The sequence below is a fragment of the Novosphingobium barchaimii LL02 genome, from assembly GCF_001046635.1.
In the GTDB taxonomy this organism is placed as follows: Bacteria; Pseudomonadota; Alphaproteobacteria; order Sphingomonadales; family Sphingomonadaceae; genus Novosphingobium; species Novosphingobium barchaimii.
The window spans coordinates 343,033-365,545 of record NZ_KQ130456.1 but is presented as its reverse complement, the minus strand read 5'-3'; the positions used below and the strand labels follow the sequence as shown (position 1 = coordinate 365,545).

Genomic DNA, 22,513 nt, shown 5'->3' with positions numbered 1-22,513 from the left:
AAACATCGGCTTATTTTCCGATGCAGAAGCGTCCAAACAGGGTATCGAGCATATCTTCCGTCGTCGCACGGCCGACCAGACCATCGAACGAGACCCTCACCCGTCGCAGGCGCTCCGCCACCAGCAGAGGATCACGCTCTGCCAATCCGGCTCGTAAGGAAATCTCCGCATCCGCCAGAAGGCCATGCTGCCTGGTATTGAGCGCGACATCACCGGGACGCGGCATCGCGCGGCGCGCCGTCTCAACCAGATCGCGGCGCAATTCGTCGATCCCCTCACCCGTCAACGCTGACACGGCATGACGGGGCGCAGCCTTATCAGCCCCATCGCCCCTGTCGACCTGAGCGGCAATTTCCCAAACACCGGCCGGGCCATCTCCCTCGGCGCCGAGCCAGAGGACAAGGTCAGCCCGGTCCAGTGCAGCACGAGCGCGGTCTATACCGATAGCCTCGATGACGTCGGTCGTCTCATCGCGAAGCCCTGCTGTGTCGGCAAAGAGGAAAGGCACGCCTTCGATCGCCACAGCCCGCGTCAAGACATCGCGAGTGGTGCCCGCAAGCGGCGCCGTGATTGCCGCCTCGTCTTCGACCAATGCGTTGAACAGGGTGCTCTTGCCCGCATTGGGTGGACCCGCCAGCACCACCCGGTAACCTTCGCGCAGCGCTTCGGCGCGGGGCCGAGACAGCCAGGCAGACAGCTCATCGGCAAGCGCTGCGATCCGCTGCCCGAACTCGGGCGGGAGATCGGACACATCATCTTCGTCCCCGAAATCGAGCACGGCCTCTACCGCCGCTGATGATGTTAGAACCCGGTCGCGCCAGTCCTCCACCTGCTTGGAAAAGGCACCGCTCGCCATCGCGATCGCGCTACGCCGCTGAAGCTCTGTCTCGGCGGAAAGAAGATCGGCAAGGCCTTCCGCTTCGGCAAGGTCGATCTGGCCATTGGCGAAAGCACGGCGGGTAAACTCCCCCGGTTCCGCGCGGCGCATTCCAGGTAAATCGCAAAGCGCCGATTCCACGGCCGCGATCACCGCCCTGCCCCCGTGCAAATGCAATTCTGCCAGATCCTCACCGGTTGCGGTGCGCGGCCCGGGAAACCACAAGACCAGTGCCCGATCGAGCACTGTTTCACGTGAAACACGCAAGGTCCGGTAACTGGCGCGTCGCGGCTCCGGCAGGCTCCCTGCAAGGGCGGATAGACACGCGCCCGCACGGGGTCCGCTCAACCGGACAACGGCGATGGCAGCAGGCGGCGAGCCGCTGGAGAGCGCAAAGATCGTATCAGTCATCGGAGGGTCAATAGGGCCGCTGCGCTGAGCGGGCCAGGTGTGATCAGTCGCCGGTCTTCTTGCCGGGCTTGCCGGCCCCGCTCATGGCCATGCCCATGCCGCTTTCCATCAGCTGCTGGAACATCTTGAGCCCAAACTGGCCCATCGGTGCAATCTGTTTGGTCAGTTCGTTGAGCTGATCGAAGTTACCGGCGCCCTGCATCGCCTTGGTCAGGGCGTCGACGTAAACGTCGTTGGCCCGGGTGACGTCGGGTAGACCGAGAAAACGTCGGGCTTCCTCAGGGGAGCATTCGACCTCGACATTGACCTTCATCCCGGCCTCCTCCCGCTAGTTTTCGCAGCATAGCTGACACATGCGCTTGGCAAAGTCCATTGCAACTGCCTAACTCCCGCCACGAGAAACATGGAGAGTCCGATGACCACCAACACCGAAATCGCCACGCTCGACGGCAACGCCATGATCCCGGCCTACGTGGCCCGCCCCGAAGGCACGCCGCGCGGCGCAATCATTGTCCAGCAGGAAGTGTTCGGCGTCGATGCAGGCATCCGCAAAAAAGCTGACGACTGGGCCGCCAAGGGCTACCTCGCGGTCGCTCCGGACAGCTTCTGGCGCCAGAAGCCGGGCATCGAACTCAGCCCCTATATCGAAGCGGAGATGCAGCAGGCACTGGATCACATGATGGCCCACGATTTCGATCTGGGTATCCGCGATATCGAGGCAGTGATCCACTGGATCCGCCGTGAGGAATCGGTCGCGAAGGTCGGTTTCGTCGGCTTCTGCATGGGCGGCAAGGTCGCTTACATGGCCGCCGCGCGCACTGACATCGACGCCTCGGTCGGCTATTACGGGGTGATGATCGACCAGATGCTAGGCGAGAAGCATGCGATTTCCCGCCCCCTCATGCTGCACATTCCCACCGCCGACCACTTCGTCGACGCTGCAGCGCAGAAGGCCATGCATGAAGGTCTGGACGATCATCCGCGCGTCACCTTGCATGATTACGAAGGCCTCGACCACGGCTTCGCTGCCGAGATCGGTGCCCGCCGCGACGAAGCCGGCGCCGCCCTGGCAGATGAACGCACCGAGGCATTCTTCGCCAAGAACATCGGTTGAAGGACCGCACGATGACCAGCGGATACCGCATGATCGTGCGCGCTCACGGCGGGCCGGAAGTAATCGAACGCGACGATTTCCCGGTGCCCTCACCCGGTGCCGGCGAAGTCGTGATCGAAACTGAGGCCGTCGGTCTCAACTTCATCGACACCTACTATCGCAAGGGCCTGTACCCCGACGCGCTGCCGATCAGCCTCGGCTCGGAGAGCGTGGGGCGGATCGTCGCTCTCGGCGAAGGCGTGGACACGTTCGCCATAGGAGACCGCGTCGGCACCACGCAGAACGGCGGCGCCTATGCCACCCACCGCGTGATCCCCGCCGCCAAGGCCATGCGCATCCCAGAAGGCATCGCAGCCGAAATAGCCGCTGCCGTGATGCTCAAGGGTCTGACCGCCTGCTACCTTGCCGAAGATACCTTCCCGGCGAAGGCAGGCGACGTAGCGCTGGTCCACTCGGCCGCAGGCGGCGTCGGTTCGTTGCTGGTACCGTGGCTGCTCGACAAGGGCGTGACGGTGATCGCTCACTCCGGCTCGCCGGAAAAGGCCGCGCAGGTTCCCGGCGAACATTCGCTGTACTGCTCGTTCGAAGATCTGCCCGCAACAGTGCGGGAAATCACCGGCGGAGCCATGTGCCACGTCGCCTTTGACGGCGTTGGCGCAGCGTCATGGGACGCCTCGGTGGCATGCCTGGCAAAGCGTGGGGTCATGGTGAGCTACGGCAATGCTTCGGGCGCTGTGCCGCCGATAACAGTGCTGGACCTGATGCGCGGAGGCTCGCTTTACGCAACGCGGCCTACGCTGGCGGATTACATCGCCACGCCGGAAATGCTGGCGACGAATGCGAAGAAGCTGTTCGACCGAATTGCCTCGGGCGTGCTCGATCCGAAGATCGGACAGACGTTTGCCTTGTCGGATGCGGCTGAAGCGCACCGGGCGTTGGAGGGGCGGGCCACTACCGGGTCTACGGTGTTGTTGCCCTGAAGATGTTGAAGGGGGAGACCTGGGGCCATCGCCCCAGACCCCTCTAACGTCGAGGTAACGCGTGCAGCCTCGACATCGCACGTACTTATCGCCGGAAGACATTTATAGCCTCCGGCGGCAGGACGTCGTCCGGAACGACACGGCATAAAGATACGTCGCTGCACGCGCGGCGACGACAGTTTCGGGGTCTGGGGCAATGGCCCCAGATCTTCCCTTCCTACCAAAAAAGAAACGCCGGCATTTCTGCCGGCGCCCCCTTTTGCGTCTATGCCGCCAGATCCAGCCTTACTGGTTCATGGTAGCGAAGAAATCCTCGTTGCTCTTGGAGTCCTTCATCTTGTCGAGCAGGAACTCCATCGCATCGACGGTGCCCATCTGCATGAGGATGCGGCGAAGGACCCACATCTTCGAGAGCTGATCGCGCGGTACGAGCAGTTCTTCCTTGCGGGTACCGGACTTGCCGACGTCCAGCGCGGGGAAGATGCGCTTGTCCGAAACCTTGCGATCAAGGACGATTTCCGAGTTACCGGTGCCCTTGAATTCTTCGAAGATGACTTCGTCCATGCGGCTGCCGGTATCGATCAGCGCGGTCGCGATGATGGAAAGCGACCCGCCTTCCTCGATGTTGCGCGCAGCGCCGAAGAAGCGCTTGGGGCGCTGCAGGGCGTTGGCATCGACACCGCCCGTCAGCACCTTGCCCGACGAAGGCACAACGGTGTTGTAGGCGCGGCCGAGGCGCGTGATCGAGTCCAGCAGGATGACCACGTCGCGCTTGTGCTCGACGAGGCGCTTGGCCTTTTCGATCACCATTTCGGCAACCTGGACGTGGCGCTGTGCGGGTTCGTCGAAGGTGGAGGAGATGACCTCACCCTTCACGCTGCGCTGCATGTCGGTGACTTCCTCGGGGCGCTCGTCGACGAGCAGGACGAGGAGGAAGACCTCGGGATGGTTGTCGGTAATGGCCTTGGCCATGTTCTGCAGCAGGACGGTTTTACCCGTGCGCGGCGGCGCGACGATCAGCGCGCGCTGGCCCTTGCCCTGCGGCGAGATGAGATCGATGACGCGGGCCGACTTGTCCTTGACCGTGGGGTCGAGGCAATCGAGCTTGAGGCGCTGGTCGGGATAGAGCGGGGTCAGGTTGTCGAAGTTGACGCGGTGGCGCACTGCATCGGGGTCGTCAAAGTTGACGGTGACCAGCTTGGTGATTGCGAAGTAGCGTTCGCCATCGCGCGGGGCGCGGATTTCGCCTTCGACAGTATCGCCGGTACGCAGGCCCCACTTGCGGACCTGGTTGGGCGAGACGTAAATGTCGTCCGGGCCGGCGAGATAGTTCGCCTCAGGGCTGCGCAGGAATCCGAAGCCGTCGGTCAGCACTTCAATGGTGCCCTGGCCAACGATTTCCTCGCCGTCCTCGGACACTTCCTTGAGGATGGCGAAGATGAGATCCTGGCGGCGCAGGGTGGATGCGCCTTCGACGCCCAGTTCCTCGGCCATTTCGACTAGCTCGGCCGACGATTTTTTCTTGAGTTCTTTAAGATGCATTTTGGTTTCCGAATGGAAATGGGAGTATCGGCCGGCGGATCAATGGGCTTGGGGAAAGCAGATCCGGGCACGCCAACGAAAGCAGCGTCCCCTGTGCCGGAACGGAATCGCGATAATCGTTGCCTGCGCAGCGGTCAACGAATCAATCTGCCGAATGGTTTGTGAGCGGGGCGGACGGAAAAACGGCGGCGTCTAGTCCCCCGGGCGCTATTCACCGCCCTCGTAACGCCCTCGCCACTCATCGAAGCGAGTGACGAGGGGATCGAGTTGAACGTGACAGCGCGCCTTGTCGGCCTGGTACGTTTGCGAGCCATAGCCCGGGGCGTGGAGGATTTTTTCCAGCTCCGCGCCGATATCCAGCTGCGGCGAGCGCGATTCAATCCGACCGAAGTAGTAGAGCGCCCCGCCATCGACCTTGCGCCGCTGGTCACCTTCCACCTTGCCCGCCGCAACGGAAAGATAGGCGAGGCACCGCAGATCGTCTTCGTCCGCCCTGGGAAGCCCTGTAAGAGCGGTGACGGCGACAAGTAGGAGGGACATCGCAGGACTCCTAAACGCGGTCTTAGAAGGGCTTAACGACCACTAGAATAACGATCACCGCCGCGGCAAGGCCGGGAACTTCGTTGAGTAGGCGCAGCTTCTTGCCGGTCAGCGGACGCTCACCCCTGGCCAACTTCTTCGAATAGGCCACAAGCCAGCCGTGATAGCCCGAAAGGCCAAGCACGAACAGCAGCTTGGCATGAAGCCAGCCCTCGCTCCAGGCTCCGATGGCGCTGGCGGTGAGCAGGCCCAGTACCCAGACGGCGATCATTGATGGCGTCAGGATGATCTTGCGCAGCTTAGCCTCGCGGTCGATCCAGCGCTGTTCCTCGGCCGAGCCGGGTTCGGATTCCTGATGGTAGACGAAATAGCGCGGCAGCATGAACAGCCCGGCCATCCAGAAGATCACGAAGATGACGTGACCAGCCTTCAGCCACAGATAGGTGGTGGACAAAATCTGCTCCATGAAACCTCTTCTAGCGTGCCTGTGGCCTACCGGTCAGCTACCAAATTGTCTCAGCCACGCCATCCGCGCACGGTGGCGAGCAATTGCTCGACATGGGCGATCGGCGTGAACTGGCCGATACCGTGGCCGAGGTTGAAGACGTGGGGACGGTCCGCGAAAGCCTCAAGTACCGCAAGCGCTCCGCTCTCCAGTTCCGCTCCGCCTGATAGCAGGAGAAGCGGATCAAGATTGCCCTGCACCGGTAGCCCTTCCGGAAGCTCGCGCATAGCCCAGAGGGGGTCGATCGTCTCATCGATGCCGACTGCATCCACGCCCGTCTCGCGGGCATAGGCAGGCAGTTTTTCGCCTGCACCCTTTGGAAAGCCGATGATCACAGTCTCGGGATGGCGCGCCTTCACCGCGGCGGCGATCTTCGCGTTGGGTGCGATGACCCAGCGCTCGAACTGGGAGGGGGAAAGACTGCCGGCCCACGAATCGAAAAGCTGCACCGCTTCCGCCCCCGCCTGAATCTGACCGCACAAGTATTCGATTGTAACCTCGGTCACGGCATCGATGATTGCCTGAAATGCGCCGGGATCGCGGTAGGCCATGGCGCGGGTGTCATGCTGATCGCGGCTGCCCTCGCCTGCGACCATGTACGTCGCGACTGTCCAGGGCGAGCCGGCGAATCCCAGCATCGTCTTGTCGGCCGCCAGCTGCGCGCGGACCTTCCGGACGGTTTCGTAGATGGGAGTCAGCCGTTCGGGCACTGCGACAAGGCTTTCCAGCGCGTGATCGACCAGTTTGGGACTGAGCCTGGGGCCTTCGCCGACAAGGAATTGAAGGTCCTGCCCCATCGCGTAAGGCACGATCAGGATGTCGGAGAACAGGATTGCGCCGTCAAAACCGAAACGGTGAATCGGCTGCATCGTAATCTCGGCCGCAGCGTCGGTATCGTAGACCAGCGCGAGAAATCCGCCCTTTTCCGCGCGCAGTTCGCGGTACTCGGGAAGATAGCGCCCAGCCTGGCGCATCAGCCAGATCGGGCGGCCGGCTGAATCGCCGTTTGAATCACTGCTGGAAACTGTTCTGCGCAGGGTGTCGAGAAGCAGGCCGGGCATCGCGTTTTCGTCCAATCAAAAAAATATAGAGAATTTATATAAGGTTGATGGGAGTAGTTGGTCCTGTGGATATCGGGGACGGCTGCGCATTGCCCGATTTGTACCCCGATGAACAGGCCCTAGCGCTTGATGCGACTCTGGGACTCAGTTGAGTCAACGAAAGCTTGTTCGCCTTCTCCACAGGGTGTTGATGGAATCGTTCGGTCTGTCCACATCCTGACTCGTTGAATCCCGTTAGCGGGCAGGAATTGGTGGCGGCGAGTTGTCACCGGATTGCTCCCGTGGTTTATGCCGGGACATATCCACAAGGCGCGGTGCTCTTCGACAGCATCCGCAAAAAGGGCCTGCGAAAGCCGACCATGGCGCGATTTCACCTACATCTACTGTCCGATTCCACCGGCGAAACGCTGGAGATGATCGCCAAGGCTGCGCTTGCGCAGTTCGACGATTCCGACGTTTTGCGCCATTTCTGGCCGATGGTCCGCTCTCAGCAACACCTCGACCGGATCATGGGCGAGATCGCCGCCAATCCGGGCCTCGTCTTCTTCACCTTGGTGAATGAGGAAACGCGCGGCCGATTGGAGGAACGCTGCCAGTCGCTGGGCCTGCCCGCCATCGCCGTGCTCGATGGCGTAACCGATGCGCTCGAAGCCCTGCTCGGCCAGGAAGCCAAGGGTCGCCCCGGCCGTCAGCACCGGCTCGACGATGCCTACTTCGCGCGCGTCGATGCGATCCAGTTCACGATCGCACACGACGACGGCATTCTGTGGGAGGAATGGGAGGAGGCGGACATCCTGCTGGCAGGCGTTTCACGTACCAGCAAGACACCGACTTCGATTTATCTCGCCAATCGCGGCTACAAGGTCGCCAATATCCCGATCGTGGTGGAAAGCCCGCCTCCGCCTTCGCTATTTGATTTGCGCCGCCCGCTAGTGGTTGGCCTGACCACCGCGCCCGACCGGCTGATTCAGATCAGGCGCAACCGCTTGTTGTCGCTCAGTCAGTCGCCCGACACCGACTATGTCGACAACGAAGCCGTCGACAGCGAACTCAAATATGCCCGGCGCATGTTCGCCGACAACTCGTGGCCGGTGATCGACGTCACCCGCCGGTCGATCGAGGAAACCGCGGCGGCGGTCATCAACCTCTACAACGAGCGCAAGGCCGCCGGTGAAACCGGACAAGTCGGCCCCAAACCGATCTGACGCGCATTTACGGAACAAGCCCCATGATCGTTCTCGCCTCCCAGAGCGCCTCTCGGCGCGCCATGCTCGAAGCCGCCGGGATCGCGTTCCGTGCGCAGCCTGCCCACATCGACGAGCGCGCGCTCGAGGCCACGATGGCCGATGCGCCCCCCGCGCAAGTGGCGCTGGCCCTTGCCTGCGCGAAGGCCGATGTTGTTTCACGTGAAACATCAGGCGAAATCGTGCTGGGCAGCGACTCGCTCGTTTCGGTGGAAGGCCGGCGGTTCGACAAGCCGGCAAGCCGCGCCGATGCCGCCGTGCATTTGCGCTTTTTCTCGGGTAAGGTGATGGAACTGCACAGCGCCGCCGCTCTGGTGCGAGACGGCGAAGTCCTTTGGGCCGACACGGCTTTGGCCCAGCTTCACGTTGCGCGGCTTTCGGATGATTTCATCGAGAGCTACCTCGATGCCGAATGGCCCGAAGTCGCTGCCTGCGTCGGGGTATTCCGCATCGAAGCGCGCGGCGTGCAATTGTTCGAACGCATCGATGGAGATTACTTCACCATCCTTGGCATGCCGCTGCTCATGGTGCAATCGGCGCTGCGTACCTTGGGAGTGATGGGACGATGACCATTTATGCCGAAGTGATCGGCGACCCGATCGCGCAGTCGAAATCGCCTGCGATTCACAATTTCTGGCTGGCGGAACTCGGGCTTCCCGGCCGTTACGACCACCATCTGGTCACCGTGGAAGCCCTGGGCGACTATCTTGCCCAGCGTCGCGGGGATCCGCACTGGCGCGGCTGCAACGTGACGATGCCGCACAAGCTGGCGATCATACCGCTGCTGGACCGGGTCGATCCACTGGCTGCGCGGATCGGCGCGGTGAACACCGTGGTGCGCGAAGCGGACGGCACCCTCACGGGATACAACACCGATGCGCCGGGCTTCCTCGAACCGATTCAGCAGGAAGTCGACAAGATCCACCTGTTCCGCATGGCGCGCGTGCTGGGCACGGGCGGCGCGGCGCGGGCGATCGTGGCGGCGCTGGCCGATGCTAAGTTCGTGATCGTCCTTGCCGGGCGCGATCCAGCCAAGGCGCGCGCGATGCTCGACGAACTCGCCCCGAACGGCGAGCACCACGCAATCGGCCTCGGCCATTTCGCCGATCCGACCGACTTCGCCTTCGATGACCGCGAGCAGTGCTTCGACCTCGTCATCAATGCCAGCCCGCTGGGGATGACCGGGCAGCCGCCCCTGCCCTTCGATTTCAGCCACGCGCCGCCGCGCAGCGTGGTCTATGATATCGTCACCAACCCGCTGGATACCGATTTCCTGCAAACCGCCCGGGCAGCCGGGTTCGAAACTGTGGACGGCCTGTCGATGCTGATCGGCCAGGCGGACAGTGCTTTCACCCGCTTCTTCGGCGCAAAACCCCCGCGTGAGCGGGACGCGGCGCTGCGCGAAATTCTTTTCGCATGAAGATAATGGGCCTCACCGGCTCGATCGGCATGGGCAAGTCCACGGTTGCCGCGATGTTTCGCGATCTGGGGGTGCCGGTGTTCGATGCCGATGCCGCCGTGCATCAGTTGCAAGGCCCGGACGGCCTGCTGCTGCCGCTCATCGAGGAAGCCTTCCCGGGCACCACCGGGCCAGCCGGTGTCGATCGGCCGAAACTGGGCGCCGCCGTCTTCGGCGACAGTGACAGACTCGCCCGGTTGGAGCGAATCGTCCACCCTGCGGTGGCGGCCATGCGCAGTAATTTTCTAAGGGATAATACTCTGGCGCCGTTGGTCGTATTCGATATCCCGCTGCTTTACGAAAAGGGCAGTGACCAGGGGCTGGACGCGGTTGTGGTGGTCTCCGCTCCGGCCGGCATCCAGCGCGCGCGGGTACTGGCCCGCCCAGCGATGACGACGGAAAAATTCGAGCAGATTCTGGGACTTCAATTGCCCGATGCGGAGAAACGCGCCCGCGCCGATTACGTCATCGACACCGGCGTCTCGCTTGAGGAAACGCGAGAACAGGTGGTCGGTATCGTGCGGACGCTGGCCCGAACGTAATAATCCCCCTCAGGCCCTTGCGCTCGGGTGAGACGAGGCAGATATGGAGAGGGATGAGAGAGATCATCTTCGATACCGAAACGACCGGATTTGACCCGAAAAACGGGGATCGAATGGTGGAGATCGGCTGCATCGAAATGATCAATCGCGTGGTTACGGACAAGACCTTCCACGCCTATTTCAACCCCCAGCGTTTGATGCCGGCAGAAGCCGAGGCGGTCCACGGACTGTCCGACGCCTTCCTGGCCGACAAGCCGCTGTTCGCAGATTCGGCACAGGATTTCCTCGATTTCATCGGGGACAGCCCGATGATCGCGCACAACGCCAATTTCGACTTCAACTTCATCAATGCCGAACTGGCGCTGTGCAGCATGCCCATCGTCAGCCGTGACCGGATGGTCGATACCGTGGCGCTGGCCAAGGTGCGCCATCCTGGCGCGAAGCTGTCGCTCGATGCGCTCTGTTCGCGCTACGGGATCGACCGTAGCCACCGCACCAAGCACGGCGCGCTGCTCGATGCCGAACTGCTGGCCCAAGTTTACGTCGAGCTTCGCGGAGGCCGCCAGATCGGCCTCGAGCTCGTCGCCGAAACCACCAAGATCGTGACGGAAATCAAGGTTCTCAACACGAAGGACCGTATATTCCGTCAGCCGCGTCCCCACGCGGCTTCCGAGGAGGAACTCATTGCTCACGCAGGGTTTCTCAAGTCGGTCGATACCCCACTCTGGGGTGCCTGAACTCTAAAAAGGAGAATACGCCCATGGATATCCGCGTCTCCGGTCACCAGGTCGAAACCGGCGAGGCCCTTCAGGTCCACGCCAACGAACGGCTTACGGCGATCATCGAGAAGTATTTCAGCCGGGCGCTGTCCTCGCACGTCACTTTCAGCAAGGCCCCCGCGGGCGCCTTCCGCTGTGACATCATCATGCATGTGATGCAGAACCTCGTCCTCAAGGGTACGGGCAGCGCGCAGGACGCGCACATCTCGTTCGACCAGTCGGCCGAAAAGATCGACAAGCAGCTTCGCCGCTACAAGCGCCGCCTCAAGGATCGCCACGAGCAGGCTGCACACACGGCTGCGGTCGAGGAAGCCGCCTACATCATTTTCGAGGAATCGCAGGCCGCGGAGGATGGCGACGTCGAACCTGACGCACCGATCGTCATTGCGGAAACACGTGTCGATGTTCCTGAAGCAACCGTTTCCGATGCGGTAATGATGCTCGACTTGCGTAATACTACAGCGTTGTTCTTCAAAAATGCTGGAACGGGACGCCATAATATGGTCTACCGCCGTGGCGACGGTTCGATTGGCTGGGTCGAACCACATTGAGGCTCCAGGATTGGTGCCCAGGATTTGCGTCTTTTTGGCGTAACCGCTTCTGATCTCTGAGGAGAAGAAGAAAAACCCCCGGTTCGCCGGGGGTTTTTAGGGGTATGAGGCTTTGGAAACCGGTCGAACGCTAGTATCAGAATCGAAATGAGTGGGCTTTTTGCATTGCTTCCCGACGCCGTGATTACGGCTGCCGCGGACAGCAAGACCGTAATTTTGGATAGGCTCGCGGCGCAGTTCGCGGCGGTTTATGGTCTTGACCATAAGGCCGTGCTGGCGCGCGTCACCGAGCGTGAACAGTTGGGCAGCACCGGCTTTGGGCGTCGTATCGCCATCCCGCATGCCCGTATGCCGGGACTGGGCCGTCCGGTTGCCGCATTCATACGCTTGGAATCCCCGGTCGAGTTCGACTCCGCCGATGGTATGCCGGTAGACCTTGTGTTCGGACTGCTATCGCCTGAGGGCGCCGGTGCCACGCACCTCCACGCCTTGGCGGCGATCTCGCGCATGATGCGGGACGAACGTATGCGCGAGGCCCTGATGGCCGCCCCCGGCCCCGAGGCGCTATACGGCCTCCTTAGCAATGTCATCGACCGCGATGCCGCATGACCTGACGGCTCCCGGTAGCCCTGAAGATATTCCGGGGACTGCCGGCGCGGGATTGCACTGGCGGGCTCTCGAAAGCCTCTATGCCTCTGCGCCGATCAACCATATGTTCCGATCCTCACTGGAAATCACTGGTGAGGGCCGTTCGCGCATCGTTTTCCTGGTCGAACCCGGCAGCTTCCACGCCGCTGGCGCGGCGCATGGCACAATCTACTTCAAAATGCTCGACGATGCGGCCTTCTATGCCGCAAACACTCATGTCACCGATCGTTTCCTCCTAACCACCTCGTTCAACATGCACCTTAGCAAACCCATAAAGGGCGGGCGCATCGTGGCTGAAGGCCGCTGGGTCAGCGGCCGCCGCCGGGTGCTGGTGGCCGAATCCTGGTTGGTCGACGAGGACGGAGACGAATGTGGTCGCGGCACCGGCACGTTCATGCGTTCGCGGATCGCGCTGTCCAGCCTGCCGGGATATTCGATCCCACCGGTTTCGGCCTGAGCCGATGGACGCGCGGCTTCCCGCCCACCTCGAAGTCGCCGCTTTGATCCGCCAGGTAAACGCCGAAGGCGGGTTCGCAGCGGTTCTGGCAAAGGGTGAGCGCGACGCCGGGACGATTCTTGTCGTCCTTGCCCACAACGGCGCAGCGCCCCGCCTGTTCGAACGGATGCCGGAACTGGACGGGACTCGCCCATGGCGCTGCTCCCGTACCCACGATTCGCGGGACCCTTTCGCCTTTCAGGACTACCTGGACCGGCGGAGGGCACAGGACCCCGATTTATGGATCCTGGAACTTGATGTCGCGAAGGGCGAACGCTTCATCGGCGCGTAGGTCGAACAAGGTTGACTTGCACGCCATGCAAGTTAATGGCCGCCCTCGCAAACGCGAAAGCGGCATGGGCGACACTTCGGTCGCCCGGCTAGCACGCAGACGGGGAATCGTCGGCAGGCTCAACGGAATCAGAACGCCCGAATACGGCATTTCGTTCCAGCCTGTGTCGGACCGGTTCACCGCCGTTGATATGATTAAATGCGAACCAAGGTTGAGTGGGCGGGCGTCATGGCGCTGGCCGCAACGGTTTTGACCGCACTGTTGAGCGCCCAGGGCTCGGGCGCAGCTGCATCGGACTTGATTCCGATTCTGACTGAACAGAAGCCCGCCGTGGAATTCGTTTCCCGGCCTATGGTCCAGGCCCTCCCCGCCGAAGACGGCGTCGAGGAGACAGACGGGACCGAGATTTCTCCCGACGCAGATTCGCTTCGAGAACTGGTATCGCAGCAGTCGATGCCGGATGACATGTCGAACGAAATGCGTTGCCTCGCCGGCGCGATCTACTTCGAAGCACGCGGCGAAACACTCGAAGGCCAACTGGCCGTGGGCCGCGTGATCGTCAATCGCTCGAAGTCGGGCCGTTTCCCAACCAGCTATTGCGGCGTAGTGTATCAGCCCTCGCAGTTCTCGTTCGTGCGCGGCCGTTCTATGCCGTCCGTGCGCGAAGGCTCGATGAGTTGGCGCGAAGCCGTCGCCGTGGCGCAGATCGCTGACGAAGGCACCTGGAAAAGCCCGGCAAAGGGCGCCCTGTTCTTCCACGCAACGCGGGTTTCGCCCAATTGGCGCCTGACCCGCTTGGCCCGGGTCGACAATCACGTTTTCTATCGCTGACTTGTTGGCGGCTTAAAGGAAGACCTGGGGCCATTGCCCCAGACCCCTTCGATGCAGAGGTCACGCGAGCGGCTTCGCAAGCGCTTGCAACTTGAGCCGGGCTTGACAGGCTACGGCGCGTGAATGGGTCGGAGCTAGACCCTTTCCTTTCGAATTACTGGCGAAGTTCGACCCAGACCGGAGCATGATCGCTGGCCTTTTCCCGACCGCGATGTTCCTTGTCTACGCCGCAGGCCACAAGCCGGTCGGCCAGTTCCGGCGAGAGCAGCGAGTGGTCGATGCGAAAGCCGTGGTCGCGCTGCCAGGCGCCTGCCTGATAGTCCCAGTACGTCCACACCCCGCCGCGCGGGTTGTGGGTGGCCAGAGCGTCCGTCCACCCATCGCCGAGCAGCCGAAAATACGCATCGCGCGATTGCGGCTGCATCAGGGCGTCTGCGGCCATTGCCGGCGGGGCCCAGATGTCGCGGTCGGTGGGGATGACGTTGTAGTCGCCAGTCACGATCGCGGGCACTTCCTCGGCTTTGATCGCGTCCATGCGGCGGCGCAGGCGCTCCATCCAGCGCAACTTGTAGTCGAACTTGGGGCCAGGCAGCGGATTGCCATTGGGCAGGTAAATGCAAACGACGCGCACCCCGAACACGTCCGCTTCGAGGTAGCGGGAATGTTCGTCCTCAGGCTCTCCCTCAAGGCCGCGCTGAATTTCTACCGGGGCTTCGCCGTCGGCCAGGATGGCGACGCCGTTGAAGCCCTTCTGGCCGTGCCAGATGCCTTTGTATCCCAGCTTCTCGAACTCGGCCATCGGGAAGCCTTCGTCCTGCGTCTTGATCTCCTGCAGGCAGGCGACAGCGGGACGGGTTTCTTCAAGCCATTCGAGCAGGCGGGGCAGGCGCGCCTTGACCCCGTTAATATTGTACGTCGAGATTCTCATACCGAGAAGCTGGACCCGCAGCCGCAGCCTGCCGCTGCATTGGGATTTTCGACCTTAAAGGCCGCGCCGCCCAGCGACTCGACGAAATCGACGACGCAACCCGCGACAAGGTCGAGGCTTACAGCATCGACGACCAGGCGCACGCCGTCCGTTTCGGTGACGCTATCGTCGCCTTCCGGGGCATCGGCGAGGCCGAATTTATACTGGAAGCCCGAGCAGCCGCCGCCTTCTACGGCGAGGCGCAGGATGGCGGGCTTGCCCTGCTTGCTGGCGATCGCGGCAACGCGCGCGGCCGCCGAGGGGCTGAGTGTCAGGCTGTGCTGTTCCATGCCAACGATGTAGGCGCGCACAGCCCCTGCGGCAAGCAGCGGCCGGGGCAATATAGACGGCGCGCAATCAGACGCCGTGAAATCGGGCGATTCAGGCCGTCTGGATATAGTCCCGCATAGCGGCGGCTTCGTGCTCGATCATGTCGATCCGGTGTTTCACCAGATCGCCGATCGAGACGAAACCGATCATGTCCGTGCCGCTCAGCACCGGAAGATGGCGGATGCGGCGGCGGGTCATCAGCGACAGCGCCGCGATTACCGAGGTATCAGTTTCCACCGTTACCGGCGAGGCGGTCATGATGTGGCCCAGCGGCATGTCCAGAACGCCGGCGCCGATCTCGCTGAGCCGGTAGATCACATCGCGTTCCGAGAAAATGCCGACGATCTCGCCGTTCTCCATCACCGGAACGGCGCCGATCCGCCGCTCTGCGAGAATCGCCACGGCTTCGCGCACCGTGGTGGTGATGTCGCAGGTAACGACATCGGTGCGGCCTTCGATAATACGACCAATGGTCATCGTCTTGCGCTCCCTATCTGCAAGGGGCCCCTGTTTTTACCGATTGCCCCGGGGTAAGAGTATCACAGGCCGGCGCCGCCGCCAGCCATGATTTGCTTGCGGGCGCGCTGCGGCGGGGCCAGATGGGGCGGCATGACACGGCGCTCTCCTCTCGACGATCCGGCCAGGGCTGCCTATGCCTGGGCGCGTTACCGGCGCATAATGGGCTGGATGATGACCATTACCGTGGGCCTTGTCGCGGGTTCGGCGATTCTGCTCTATCGGTCGAACGGGATGGTCTCGGTACATTTCTATATCGCGGCGGCGCTGGGAGTGGGCTTCACGATGCTGCTGGCCTCGGCGCTGATGGGGCTGGTATTCCTGTCGAGCGGAAGTGGCCACGACGAGGCGGTGGTCGATCCGCTGGAGGACGATAATGCCGGAGAGTAGGGCTTGTCAGCCTGGCTTCGGGTGCAGACGATATTCCTCCACCGGCTGGCCGCCGATGAGGTGCTGCTGGATGATCTTTTCCAGCGCTTCCTCGTTGCACGAGTGATACCAGACGCCGTCGGGCCATACGACCGCGACCGGGCCCGCGAAACAGATGCGGAGGCAATCTGCCTTGGTTCGGGCCACGCCGCCCCCGGTGCCCGACTTGGGGCCGTCGAGGCCTAGCTGTTTCAAACGCTTCTTCAGGTACTTCCACGCAGTCTGACCAGCCTCGGGTGAGCAGCACTCGCCCTTCTGCGGTTCGGCGCAGATGAAGATGTGGCGTTCGATGCTGTCGCCGCCGGTCTTGGCCAGCGCATTTTGCGCTTTTTCGATCTCGCGGTGTCCTGCAGCGTGGGTGCTCACGGCCTCAACCTCCATTGGTCTATCTGGTCTGCGAAGGAGCCGGGGAGCGGAACGGGTCCGTTCTTGCCGACAATGACCATGACGCTACGGGCAAAGGCGACCACACGTTCGTCCTGCATGAGCAACTGGACGAGGCGGTGGCTGGAGCGGCCGATATCTTCCACCGCGCTGTGGATTGTCACCGAATCAGGATAATGGCCCTCCCCCAGATATTCGATGGCGATGCTGGCGATCATCGAAGACTGGCCGCTCAGCGCATCGCGGTATCCGCTGGCACGGTGGAATCGCACGCGGCCGTCTTCGAGAAGACCGGCCATCGCCACGTTGTTGATGTGCAGGTTGATATCGAGATCGCCAAAGCGCGGCTCAATAGTGCAGGAGAACGGGTAGCGCGCGGGATCGAGCAGCGCGGGATCGGGCTTGGGCATACGCTGAAAGGTAGGGGGCGCGGGGGCCAAGGTCCAGCCCTGCCCCTAATTGAGCGCGACCCCGATCAGCCCTTTTTGCCGACGATCCGCGCGATTTCAGCGGCCACGAGGCGTTCGACCATCGGAGGCAGGTTTTTGTCCAGCCATTCGGCCAGCGCCGGACGCAGAAGTTCGCGGGTCAGGGCTTCGAGCGAGGTTTCGCCGGAGCGGACGATTTGCGGCTGGGCGCCGGGTTCGGACAGCATGGCGAGCGCGGCCAGCGATTCGCGCATGGAATTGCGCGCATCGGGCTGGAGCAGCGGAGATTCTTCACTGTCTTCCGGGGCCTGTGAAGGCAGCTGTGCGGCTTCCTGCAGTTCCAGCACGTCCTCATCGTCCGTGAAGGGGGCGGACCCGAGGAGGGCTTCGATTGCGTTATCACGCAAGGGACGGGCAGGACGCGGATCGGCAAGGGTATCGCGCGCGATGACCTGCTTGATCGACTGGAGAATCTCCTCGACCGAAGGTTCACCGTTTTGCCGCATTGCGAATTCGCCCCCATTGGCGCGCGGGCGCGCCGATTGATTTCAGTAGACTGGATTTCCTACGAAAACCCGGCGCGCACAAGCCTTTTTGCTGAATCAGGCCTTTTTCCTGAATACGGCTTTAAGGTTCCTGCGATCCCGGGATTTCGCCATCCTGCACCGGGGTGCCGGTGGTACGGGTGGAGCGGGCGACCGGGGCAGGATCGTTGTCCCAGTCGTTGAACCTGCTGCGTACGCGGCGGTAGTTGAGGTCCGGGTCGTAAAGCGCGCCGCCATCGAGGTTGAGGTCGCGCGCTTCGCCCCGGCCCATCGCGGCCAGCAGGGTAAAGCCGGCGACATAGGCGTTGCGCCGGGCGGTCACCAACTGGACCTGCGCGTTGAGCAGTTCCTGTTCGGCGTTGAGGATGTCGAGGATCGTGCGGTTGCCGACCGAATTCTCCGCCTTCACGCCTTCGAGGCTCAGCGCGGTCGCATCCACGGCCACCTGCGACGAGCGGATCAGGTCGTTCGAGGCGATATAGGAGGTATAGGCGGACCGCACCTGGGCGATGACGTCGCGTTCGGTGGCGATCTCCTGCTCCAGCGCAGCAGAGGCGGTGGCTGTCGCCTGCCGGCGCTGCGCGGCGGGAAGACCGCCCTGGAAGATCGGAATCGAAAGCTGAGCGCCAGCCTGCGCCGAGCTATCGCTTTGCGATACGGTGGAGTTGGCAACGCCGCGTGCCAGCGTGCCCAGATAGTTGTTGTAGGTGCCCTGCGCGAACAGCCGGACAGTGGGAAGGCGCCCTGCCCCTGCCACGTCGATGTCCTTGTCCGCCGCCTTGGTGCGTTCGCGAGCGCCAATCAGGTCCGGATTGGAATCGAGCGCGATGGCAGCCGCGTCATCGGCGGTTGCGGGAAGGTTGGGGAGCGGCGGCGGGGCTTCGAGTGCCTGGGGCGCTGTACCGACGAGGCGGATATAGGTTTCGCGCGCCGCGGCGAGGTTCGCCTCCGCGGTGCGCAGGTCGCTTTGCGCGACGGCAAGGCGTGACTGCGATTGGGCGACGTCGGTGCGGGTAAGGTTGCCGATCTCGAAACGGTCGCCGGTGGCCTGAAGATTGGTCTGCAGCACGCTGACGTTCTTGCGGTTCAGCCCGACGATCGCCTCGGTGCGGATTACGTCCATGTAGGCGGCGACCACGGAGGAGAAAAGCGAGCTTTCGGTCCCGCGCAGGTCGGCCTGGCCGGCTTCAACGCGAATCTTGGCAGCCTTGACCCGGTTCTTCACCGCGCCGCCGGAATAGATCGGCACGCCCAGGTCCGCGCCCGCGTTCACGGTGCGCGAAGGCGCGTTGAACGAATTCTCGCTCTGTTTCAGGAATTCCGTGTAGGTCCCGTTCGCGCTGGCCGATGGCAAGCCGGCGGCGCGCGCAATGGGGACGTTCTCGTCATTGGCGCGCTGCTGGGCGCGTGCCGATTCGAGCGTGGGGTTGGACCGATATGCAGTGACCAGCGCGTCGCGAAGGGTATCCGCCCACACAGGTGAGCCGGTCGTCAGTATCAGACATCCCCCTGCGAGCAGCCCGGCACGCTTTGCGAACCGGGCCATGCTCAGAAGCTCCAGCGTTTGGGCGCTGCAAACTCCGTCAGTAGCGGAATGCCTATTTCGGCCAACGGCAGCAGCGAAACCGCGCCGGCAGCCTTGCGGCCGGCGGCAAGGCGGGTGACGCCGCGTTCCACCAGGCCGGTGACGATCCGGCCACCGTCGACGAGCCGCGCCCCCAGGGCTTCGGGCAGGACTTCGGCCGCGCCGTCGACGATGACGAGCGAGTAACCGCCCTCACCGGCATTCCCGGCATCGGCCGGAGCAACGGCGTCGAGCGAACCGGCCAGCGGACGCAGCAACGCCGCGAGATAGCCTTCGCCGTCACCGACCAGCAGGACCTTGTCGGTCTTGGCAGGTTCCGCTTCGGCCAGCATCCGGCCGTGGACCAGCGGGGCGGCCAGGAAGCGGCCTTCGCCCAGCGGGATCGCACGGTCGATATAGGCGGCATCCCGCATGGAGGCAGGCACGAAGTCCTCACGCGCGATCCCGGCCATGGCTTCGAGCACCCAGGGCTCGTTCACGCCGCTGGTACGCAGCTGGCTGGAAATCATCGCGCGGCGCGCTACGGAGATGGCGGCGCCGGTCGGTGCCGACCGTTCCTCGGTCAAGGTCATCAGGTGCATTTCCCTAATTCGTTCGCAGGTCCGGCTGGCGCGTGGGGCAACGAAGCCTTGCGAAGACGGCACTAATAGGGCGCTTCTAGGCGAAGCCGCCGGTCAGGCCAAGCCATTTGCGTATACGCCGGTCGATCAGATCAAGCACTTTGACGATAGGCCCCTCGCGGCCTATGGCACCGGAAAATTCACGTTATCCGCCAGAACCGGGAGCGAAAATTCCATGACAGATATGGTAACCATCCGCGAAGACGACCTGATCGATTCCGTCGCCGACGCGCTGCAATACATCAGCTATTATCACCCGATGGATTATATTCGCGCCTTGGGCGATGCCTACGACGCAGAAGTCGGCCCGGCCGCCAAGGATGCCATCGCGCAGATACTGACCAACAGCCGCATGTGCGCGGAAGGCCACCGGCCGATCTGTCAGGACACCGGCATCGTCAACGTCTTCATCGAGTGGGGCCAGAACTGCCGCCTCGAATCCGACAAGTCGCTCCAGGACGTGGTCGATGAAGGCGTGCGCCGCGCCTACAACCACCCGGAAAACAAGCTGCGCGCCTCGGTGCTGGCCGACCCCGCCTTTACCCGCCGCAACACCAAGGACAACACGCCCTGCGTGCTCTCGGTGGAGATGGTGCCGGGGTCTAAGATTTCGGTAGACGTCGCGGCCAAGGGCGGCGGGTCCGAGAACAAGTCCAAGTTCAAGATGATGAATCCCAGCGATTCCATTGTTGACTGGGTGGTAGAGATGCTGCCGCAGATGGGGGCCGGCTGGTGTCCGCCGGGCATGCTGGGCATCGGCATCGGCGGCACCGCCGAACACTGCGTCAAGCTGGCCAAGCAGAGCCTGATGGAGCCGATCGACATGGCCCAGCTCAAGCTGCGCGGCCCCCAGAACGATATCGAAGCGCTGCGCATCGAAATCTTCGACAAGGTCAACGCACTGGGCATCGGCGCGCAGGGCCTGGGTGGCCTTGCCACTATCCTCGACGTCAAGATCCTTGACTGGCCGTGCCACGCTGCCGGCAAGCCCGTCGCGATGATCCCCAACTGCGCCGCGACCCGGCACGCGCACTTCACCCTTGACGGTTCGGGGCCGAGCTTCCTGGAAACCCCCAACCTCGACGAATGGCCCAAGGTCCACTGGGCGCCCAGCAAGGAAGCGAAGAAGGTCAACCTCGACACGCTGACCCCGGAAGAAGTGCAGAGCTGGAAGCAGGGCGACCGCCTCCTCCTCAACGGCAAGATGCTGACTGGCCGCGATGCCGCGCACAAGCGCATTGCCGACATGCTGGCGAAGGGCGAGGAACTGCCCGTCGATTTCAAGGGACGGGTGATCTACTACGTCGGCCCGGTCGACCCGGTTGGCGACGAGGTCGTCGGCCCCGCAGGTCCGACCACCGCGACGCGCATGGACAAGTTCTCCGATACGATGCTCGACCTTGGCTTGCTCGCCAGTGTCGGCAAGTCGGAGCGCGGACCGGCCGCCACGCAGTCGATCGCCAATCACAAGTCGGCCTATCTGATGGCCGTCGGGGGCGCGGCATACCTCGTTGCCCGCGCGATCAAGGAATCGAGGGTCGTGGGCTTCGCGGACCTTGGGATGGAGGCGATCTACGAGTTTACCGTGCAGGACATGCCGGTGACGGTCGCGGTCGACAGCGAAGGGGCCAACGTCCACACCCTCGCCCCGCAGCAGTGGAAGGCGAAGATCGCGGAAGAACATCTGCTGGCGAACTGAAGAATACGGTGAAGGGGAAGCGTAGGGGGCGCAGCTAGGACGTGCGCCCCCTGCCGCCGGCAGGCTATATGCAATGAAGTGTGCGCGGTGCCGGAGCTGCTCGTGCAACCTCCACATAAAAGGGGTCTGGGGCGATGGCCCCAGGTCTTCTACCCTTTTCGATAATGCTCTTTCAAAAGCCCGACGAACGGACTGGAAAGCCCCTGCGCTGCGGCCTCTTGGCCTGCGTGCAGTAACCCCACCTCCCGCGCCAGTTCGAAGTCCCGCACCGGCACGAACCGCTCGGGCCCAGCGGCGAAGCATTCGGGCATCATGCCGATCCCGGCACCGCTACGCACCACCGCCAGTACGCGTTCATCGCTGGTGGTCTTGAGGACGAAGCGGGGGCGCACGCCGCGTTCCACGAAGAAACGGTTGATCTCCGGCAGCGCTTCGCAATGACGGCGCAGGGCCATACGGTTACGCGCGAGGTCTTCGGCCTGCACCTCGCTTTCGCCGGCAAGCGGGTGCGCCGGGGGCAGCACCATCATGTAGCGTTCGCGGGCGAGAACCTCAGGATGGAAGCGAGCGTGATGCGGGCGGATTACCGTGAGGGCGATGTCTATGCGGCCGCGCTCCAGGCGTTCGGCAATGTCACGTTCGGTGCCGTCAAGGATCTCCAGCGCTTCGCCTGAACCCTGCGCGCGGTGGCGGGTGAGCCAGTCTTCCACGAAGCGGGCCGGGATGGTGTTCAGGACGCCGATACGCAGAAGGGTGGGGTCGGTAACCTCGCTCAGTTCGACCAGCGCGTGTTCGTATTCCGCCGCGATGCGCCTTGCCCGCACCAGAAAACGGCTGCCTGCGGGGGTCAGGGCCACGCCCTGGCGGTCCCGGTCGAACAGGCGCGCGCCCAGTTCGCGCTCCAGCTTGGCGATGCCGGAGGACAGTGTGGGCTGCGTAACGCTCACCCGTTTGGCAGCGCGGCTGAAGCTGCCGGTTTCCGCCACGGCCAGGAAATAACGCAGAAGGTACTGGTCGATCATAGACAGTGTCTATGCCAAGACGCGGAAACTTTCAATTTTCGCCCGCGTTGCAGCTGGGTTAGATAGACGTCGCAAATCCAGAGGTGGCCTTTCGCGCCGCCCGGAGTGAGAAGGAA

29 protein-coding genes are annotated in these 22,513 nt (G+C 63.0%); 14 read left to right on the top strand and 15 right to left on the bottom strand.

Translation table 11 applies throughout. The features are described 5' to 3' along the window. Positions 1-10: 10 nt before the first annotated feature. Both mnmE and V474_RS18510 read right to left on the bottom strand, forming a co-directional pair. A complete protein-coding gene (gene mnmE / locus V474_RS18515) occupies positions 11-1,288 on the bottom strand; it encodes a tRNA uridine-5-carboxymethylaminomethyl(34) synthesis GTPase MnmE (protein WP_059152867.1) in 1,278 nt (425 codons plus the stop codon). 43 nt (positions 1,289-1,331) lie between these two features. After that, positions 1,332-1,601: a DUF6489 family protein gene (locus V474_RS18510; RefSeq protein WP_059152866.1), complete on the bottom strand. Its 270-nt coding sequence runs from the start codon at positions 1,599-1,601 to the stop codon at positions 1,332-1,334. Between the two features lie 102 nt (positions 1,602-1,703). On the opposite strand from V474_RS18510, the gene V474_RS18505 reads away from it, so the two are divergent. Together V474_RS18505 and V474_RS18500 are read left to right on the top strand one after the other, a co-directional pair. Further along, a complete protein-coding gene (locus V474_RS18505; protein WP_059152865.1) occupies positions 1,704-2,402 on the top strand; it encodes a dienelactone hydrolase family protein in 699 nt (232 codons plus the stop codon). Positions 2,403-2,413: 11 nt separating this feature from the next. Then, a complete protein-coding gene (locus V474_RS18500) occupies positions 2,414-3,382 on the top strand; it encodes a quinone oxidoreductase family protein (protein ID WP_059152969.1) in 969 nt (322 codons plus the stop codon). Positions 3,383-3,667: 285 nt separating this feature from the next. On the opposite strand, the gene rho is transcribed toward V474_RS18500, so the two are convergent. The 4 genes from rho to hemE form a co-directional block, all read right to left on the bottom strand. Further along, positions 3,668-4,924 (bottom strand): transcription termination factor Rho, encoded by a 1,257-nt coding sequence (gene rho / locus V474_RS18495; RefSeq protein WP_043974266.1) that lies wholly within the window; start codon positions 4,922-4,924, stop codon positions 3,668-3,670. A gap of 207 nt (positions 4,925-5,131) precedes the next feature. Continuing rightward, positions 5,132-5,464: a hypothetical protein gene (locus tag V474_RS18490; RefSeq protein WP_059152864.1), complete on the bottom strand. Its 333-nt coding sequence runs from the start codon at positions 5,462-5,464 to the stop codon at positions 5,132-5,134. 22 nt (positions 5,465-5,486) lie between these two features. Then, complete coding sequence (locus tag V474_RS18485) at positions 5,487-5,930, bottom strand: CopD family protein (protein ID WP_059152863.1); 444 nt, start codon at positions 5,928-5,930, stop codon at positions 5,487-5,489. 50 nt (positions 5,931-5,980) lie between these two features. Next, positions 5,981-7,030 (bottom strand): uroporphyrinogen decarboxylase, encoded by a 1,050-nt coding sequence (gene hemE / locus V474_RS18480; protein WP_059152862.1) that lies wholly within the window; start codon positions 7,028-7,030, stop codon positions 5,981-5,983. Positions 7,031-7,389: 359 nt separating this feature from the next. On the opposite strand from hemE, the gene V474_RS18475 reads away from it, so the two are divergent. From V474_RS18475 to V474_RS18430, 10 genes are all read left to right on the top strand, one after another. Then, positions 7,390-8,235: a pyruvate, water dikinase regulatory protein gene (locus V474_RS18475; RefSeq protein ID WP_059152968.1), complete on the top strand. Its 846-nt coding sequence runs from the start codon at positions 7,390-7,392 to the stop codon at positions 8,233-8,235. A gap of 23 nt (positions 8,236-8,258) precedes the next feature. Then, complete coding sequence (locus tag V474_RS18470) at positions 8,259-8,843, top strand: Maf family protein (RefSeq protein ID WP_059152861.1); 585 nt, start codon at positions 8,259-8,261, stop codon at positions 8,841-8,843. Beyond that, positions 8,840-9,694, top strand: coding sequence for a shikimate dehydrogenase (gene aroE / locus V474_RS18465; protein WP_059152860.1), 855 nt, complete (start codon positions 8,840-8,842; stop codon positions 9,692-9,694). The genes V474_RS18470 and aroE overlap by 4 nt, the downstream gene beginning before the upstream one ends. Beyond that, complete coding sequence (gene coaE, locus V474_RS18460; protein ID WP_059152859.1) at positions 9,691-10,275, top strand: dephospho-CoA kinase; 585 nt, start codon at positions 9,691-9,693, stop codon at positions 10,273-10,275. The genes aroE and coaE overlap by 4 nt, the downstream gene beginning before the upstream one ends. Before the next feature lie 53 nt (positions 10,276-10,328). Further along, on the top strand, positions 10,329-11,012 hold the full coding sequence (gene dnaQ, locus V474_RS18455; RefSeq protein ID WP_059152858.1) for a DNA polymerase III subunit epsilon: 684 nt from the start codon (positions 10,329-10,331) through the stop codon (positions 11,010-11,012). Between the two features lie 23 nt (positions 11,013-11,035). Further along, the gene (gene hpf, locus V474_RS18450; RefSeq protein WP_059152857.1) at positions 11,036-11,605 is read left to right on the top strand and encodes a ribosome hibernation-promoting factor, HPF/YfiA family; all 570 of its coding nucleotides are present in this window, start codon (positions 11,036-11,038) and stop codon (positions 11,603-11,605) included. A gap of 147 nt (positions 11,606-11,752) precedes the next feature. Then, positions 11,753-12,214, top strand: a complete 462-nt coding sequence (locus tag V474_RS18445; protein WP_059152856.1) for a PTS sugar transporter subunit IIA — start codon at positions 11,753-11,755, stop codon at positions 12,212-12,214. After that, entirely contained in the window at positions 12,204-12,710 is a 507-nt protein-coding gene (locus tag V474_RS18440) for a PaaI family thioesterase (RefSeq protein ID WP_059152855.1), read from the top strand. Before V474_RS18445 ends, V474_RS18440 begins: the two co-directional genes overlap by 11 nt. A 4-nt stretch (positions 12,711-12,714) precedes the next feature. Beyond that, on the top strand, positions 12,715-13,041 hold the full coding sequence (locus tag V474_RS18435) for a DUF1491 family protein (RefSeq protein ID WP_059152854.1): 327 nt from the start codon (positions 12,715-12,717) through the stop codon (positions 13,039-13,041). 198 nt (positions 13,042-13,239) lie between these two features. Next, positions 13,240-13,872, top strand: coding sequence for a cell wall hydrolase (locus V474_RS18430; RefSeq protein ID WP_059152853.1), 633 nt, complete (start codon positions 13,240-13,242; stop codon positions 13,870-13,872). 154 nt (positions 13,873-14,026) lie between these two features. Here the strand turns inward: V474_RS18430 and xth are convergent, their stop codons facing one another. From xth to V474_RS18415, 3 genes are all read right to left on the bottom strand, one after another. Continuing rightward, complete coding sequence (gene xth / locus V474_RS18425; RefSeq protein ID WP_059152852.1) at positions 14,027-14,800, bottom strand: exodeoxyribonuclease III; 774 nt, start codon at positions 14,798-14,800, stop codon at positions 14,027-14,029. Further along, complete coding sequence (locus V474_RS18420) at positions 14,797-15,129, bottom strand: HesB/IscA family protein (protein ID WP_043974583.1); 333 nt, start codon at positions 15,127-15,129, stop codon at positions 14,797-14,799. The genes xth and V474_RS18420 overlap by 4 nt, the downstream gene beginning before the upstream one ends. A gap of 91 nt (positions 15,130-15,220) precedes the next feature. Further along, the gene (locus tag V474_RS18415) at positions 15,221-15,646 is read right to left on the bottom strand and encodes a CBS domain-containing protein (protein WP_059152851.1); all 426 of its coding nucleotides are present in this window, start codon (positions 15,644-15,646) and stop codon (positions 15,221-15,223) included. Positions 15,647-15,778: 132 nt separating this feature from the next. On the opposite strand from V474_RS18415, the gene V474_RS18410 reads away from it, so the two are divergent. Beyond that, positions 15,779-16,075: a hypothetical protein gene (locus tag V474_RS18410; protein ID WP_059152850.1), complete on the top strand. Its 297-nt coding sequence runs from the start codon at positions 15,779-15,781 to the stop codon at positions 16,073-16,075. Between the two features lie 6 nt (positions 16,076-16,081). Here the strand turns inward: V474_RS18410 and V474_RS18405 are convergent, their stop codons facing one another. The 5 genes from V474_RS18405 to V474_RS18385 form a co-directional block, all read right to left on the bottom strand. Then, the gene (locus tag V474_RS18405; RefSeq protein ID WP_236711324.1) at positions 16,082-16,480 is read right to left on the bottom strand and encodes a (2Fe-2S) ferredoxin domain-containing protein; all 399 of its coding nucleotides are present in this window, start codon (positions 16,478-16,480) and stop codon (positions 16,082-16,084) included. After that, the gene (locus V474_RS18400; RefSeq protein WP_059152848.1) at positions 16,477-16,908 is read right to left on the bottom strand and encodes an acyl-CoA thioesterase; all 432 of its coding nucleotides are present in this window, start codon (positions 16,906-16,908) and stop codon (positions 16,477-16,479) included. Before V474_RS18400 ends, V474_RS18405 begins: the two co-directional genes overlap by 4 nt. A 65-nt stretch (positions 16,909-16,973) precedes the next feature. Next, positions 16,974-17,432, bottom strand: coding sequence for a DUF2497 domain-containing protein (locus tag V474_RS18395; protein ID WP_059152847.1), 459 nt, complete (start codon positions 17,430-17,432; stop codon positions 16,974-16,976). 121 nt (positions 17,433-17,553) lie between these two features. Further along, positions 17,554-19,017, bottom strand: a complete 1,464-nt coding sequence (locus V474_RS18390; protein ID WP_059152846.1) for a TolC family outer membrane protein — start codon at positions 19,015-19,017, stop codon at positions 17,554-17,556. Positions 19,018-19,019: 2 nt separating this feature from the next. Then, positions 19,020-19,628 (bottom strand): protein-L-isoaspartate O-methyltransferase family protein, encoded by a 609-nt coding sequence (locus V474_RS18385; RefSeq protein WP_059152845.1) that lies wholly within the window; start codon positions 19,626-19,628, stop codon positions 19,020-19,022. A 223-nt stretch (positions 19,629-19,851) separates the two neighbouring features. On the opposite strand from V474_RS18385, the gene V474_RS18380 reads away from it, so the two are divergent. Next, positions 19,852-21,375, top strand: coding sequence for a fumarate hydratase (locus tag V474_RS18380; protein WP_059152967.1), 1,524 nt, complete (start codon positions 19,852-19,854; stop codon positions 21,373-21,375). 149 nt (positions 21,376-21,524) lie between these two features. Here the strand turns inward: V474_RS18380 and V474_RS18375 are convergent, their stop codons facing one another. Beyond that, on the bottom strand, positions 21,525-22,397 hold the full coding sequence (locus V474_RS18375; protein WP_059152844.1) for a LysR family transcriptional regulator: 873 nt from the start codon (positions 22,395-22,397) through the stop codon (positions 21,525-21,527). Positions 22,398-22,513 lie beyond the last annotated feature (116 nt).

Bases quoted from the DNA above. Each gene is read 5' to 3' on its own strand.
- V474_RS18475 (WP_059152968.1), top strand. From the start codon at position 7,390: ATGGCGCGATTTCACCTACATCTACTGTCCGATTCCACCGGCGAAACG.
- V474_RS18375 (WP_059152844.1), bottom strand. From the start codon at position 22,397: ATGATCGACCAGTACCTTCTGCGTTATTTCCTGGCCGTGGCGGAAACC.
- dnaQ (WP_059152858.1), top strand. From the start codon at position 10,329: ATGAGAGAGATCATCTTCGATACCGAAACGACCGGATTTGACCCGAAA.
- V474_RS18440 (WP_059152855.1), top strand. From the start codon at position 12,204: ATGCCGCATGACCTGACGGCTCCCGGTAGCCCTGAAGATATTCCGGGG.
- V474_RS18445 (WP_059152856.1), top strand. From the start codon at position 11,753: ATGAGTGGGCTTTTTGCATTGCTTCCCGACGCCGTGATTACGGCTGCC.
- aroE (WP_059152860.1), top strand. From the start codon at position 8,840: ATGACCATTTATGCCGAAGTGATCGGCGACCCGATCGCGCAGTCGAAA.
- V474_RS18380 (WP_059152967.1), top strand. From the start codon at position 19,852: ATGACAGATATGGTAACCATCCGCGAAGACGACCTGATCGATTCCGTC.
- V474_RS18395 (WP_059152847.1), bottom strand. From the start codon at position 17,432: ATGCGGCAAAACGGTGAACCTTCGGTCGAGGAGATTCTCCAGTCGATC.
- hpf (WP_059152857.1), top strand. From the start codon at position 11,036: ATGGATATCCGCGTCTCCGGTCACCAGGTCGAAACCGGCGAGGCCCTT.
- V474_RS18420 (WP_043974583.1), bottom strand. From the start codon at position 15,129: ATGGAACAGCACAGCCTGACACTCAGCCCCTCGGCGGCCGCGCGCGTT.
- xth (WP_059152852.1), bottom strand. From the start codon at position 14,800: ATGAGAATCTCGACGTACAATATTAACGGGGTCAAGGCGCGCCTGCCC.
- V474_RS18390 (WP_059152846.1), bottom strand. From the start codon at position 19,017: ATGGCCCGGTTCGCAAAGCGTGCCGGGCTGCTCGCAGGGGGATGTCTG.
- rho (WP_043974266.1), bottom strand. From the start codon at position 4,924: ATGCATCTTAAAGAACTCAAGAAAAAATCGTCGGCCGAGCTAGTCGAA.
- hemE (WP_059152862.1), bottom strand. From the start codon at position 7,030: ATGCCCGGCCTGCTTCTCGACACCCTGCGCAGAACAGTTTCCAGCAGT.
- V474_RS18410 (WP_059152850.1), top strand. From the start codon at position 15,779: ATGACACGGCGCTCTCCTCTCGACGATCCGGCCAGGGCTGCCTATGCC.
- V474_RS18505 (WP_059152865.1), top strand. From the start codon at position 1,704: ATGACCACCAACACCGAAATCGCCACGCTCGACGGCAACGCCATGATC.
- V474_RS18430 (WP_059152853.1), top strand. From the start codon at position 13,240: ATGCGAACCAAGGTTGAGTGGGCGGGCGTCATGGCGCTGGCCGCAACG.
- V474_RS18415 (WP_059152851.1), bottom strand. From the start codon at position 15,646: ATGACCATTGGTCGTATTATCGAAGGCCGCACCGATGTCGTTACCTGC.
- V474_RS18470 (WP_059152861.1), top strand. From the start codon at position 8,259: ATGATCGTTCTCGCCTCCCAGAGCGCCTCTCGGCGCGCCATGCTCGAA.
- V474_RS18385 (WP_059152845.1), bottom strand. From the start codon at position 19,628: ATGACCTTGACCGAGGAACGGTCGGCACCGACCGGCGCCGCCATCTCC.
- mnmE (WP_059152867.1), bottom strand. From the start codon at position 1,288: ATGACTGATACGATCTTTGCGCTCTCCAGCGGCTCGCCGCCTGCTGCC.
- V474_RS18510 (WP_059152866.1), bottom strand. From the start codon at position 1,601: ATGAAGGTCAATGTCGAGGTCGAATGCTCCCCTGAGGAAGCCCGACGT.
- V474_RS18500 (WP_059152969.1), top strand. From the start codon at position 2,414: ATGACCAGCGGATACCGCATGATCGTGCGCGCTCACGGCGGGCCGGAA.
- V474_RS18400 (WP_059152848.1), bottom strand. From the start codon at position 16,908: ATGCCCAAGCCCGATCCCGCGCTGCTCGATCCCGCGCGCTACCCGTTC.
- V474_RS18435 (WP_059152854.1), top strand. From the start codon at position 12,715: ATGGACGCGCGGCTTCCCGCCCACCTCGAAGTCGCCGCTTTGATCCGC.
- V474_RS18490 (WP_059152864.1), bottom strand. From the start codon at position 5,464: ATGTCCCTCCTACTTGTCGCCGTCACCGCTCTTACAGGGCTTCCCAGG.
- coaE (WP_059152859.1), top strand. From the start codon at position 9,691: ATGAAGATAATGGGCCTCACCGGCTCGATCGGCATGGGCAAGTCCACG.
- V474_RS18485 (WP_059152863.1), bottom strand. From the start codon at position 5,930: ATGGAGCAGATTTTGTCCACCACCTATCTGTGGCTGAAGGCTGGTCAC.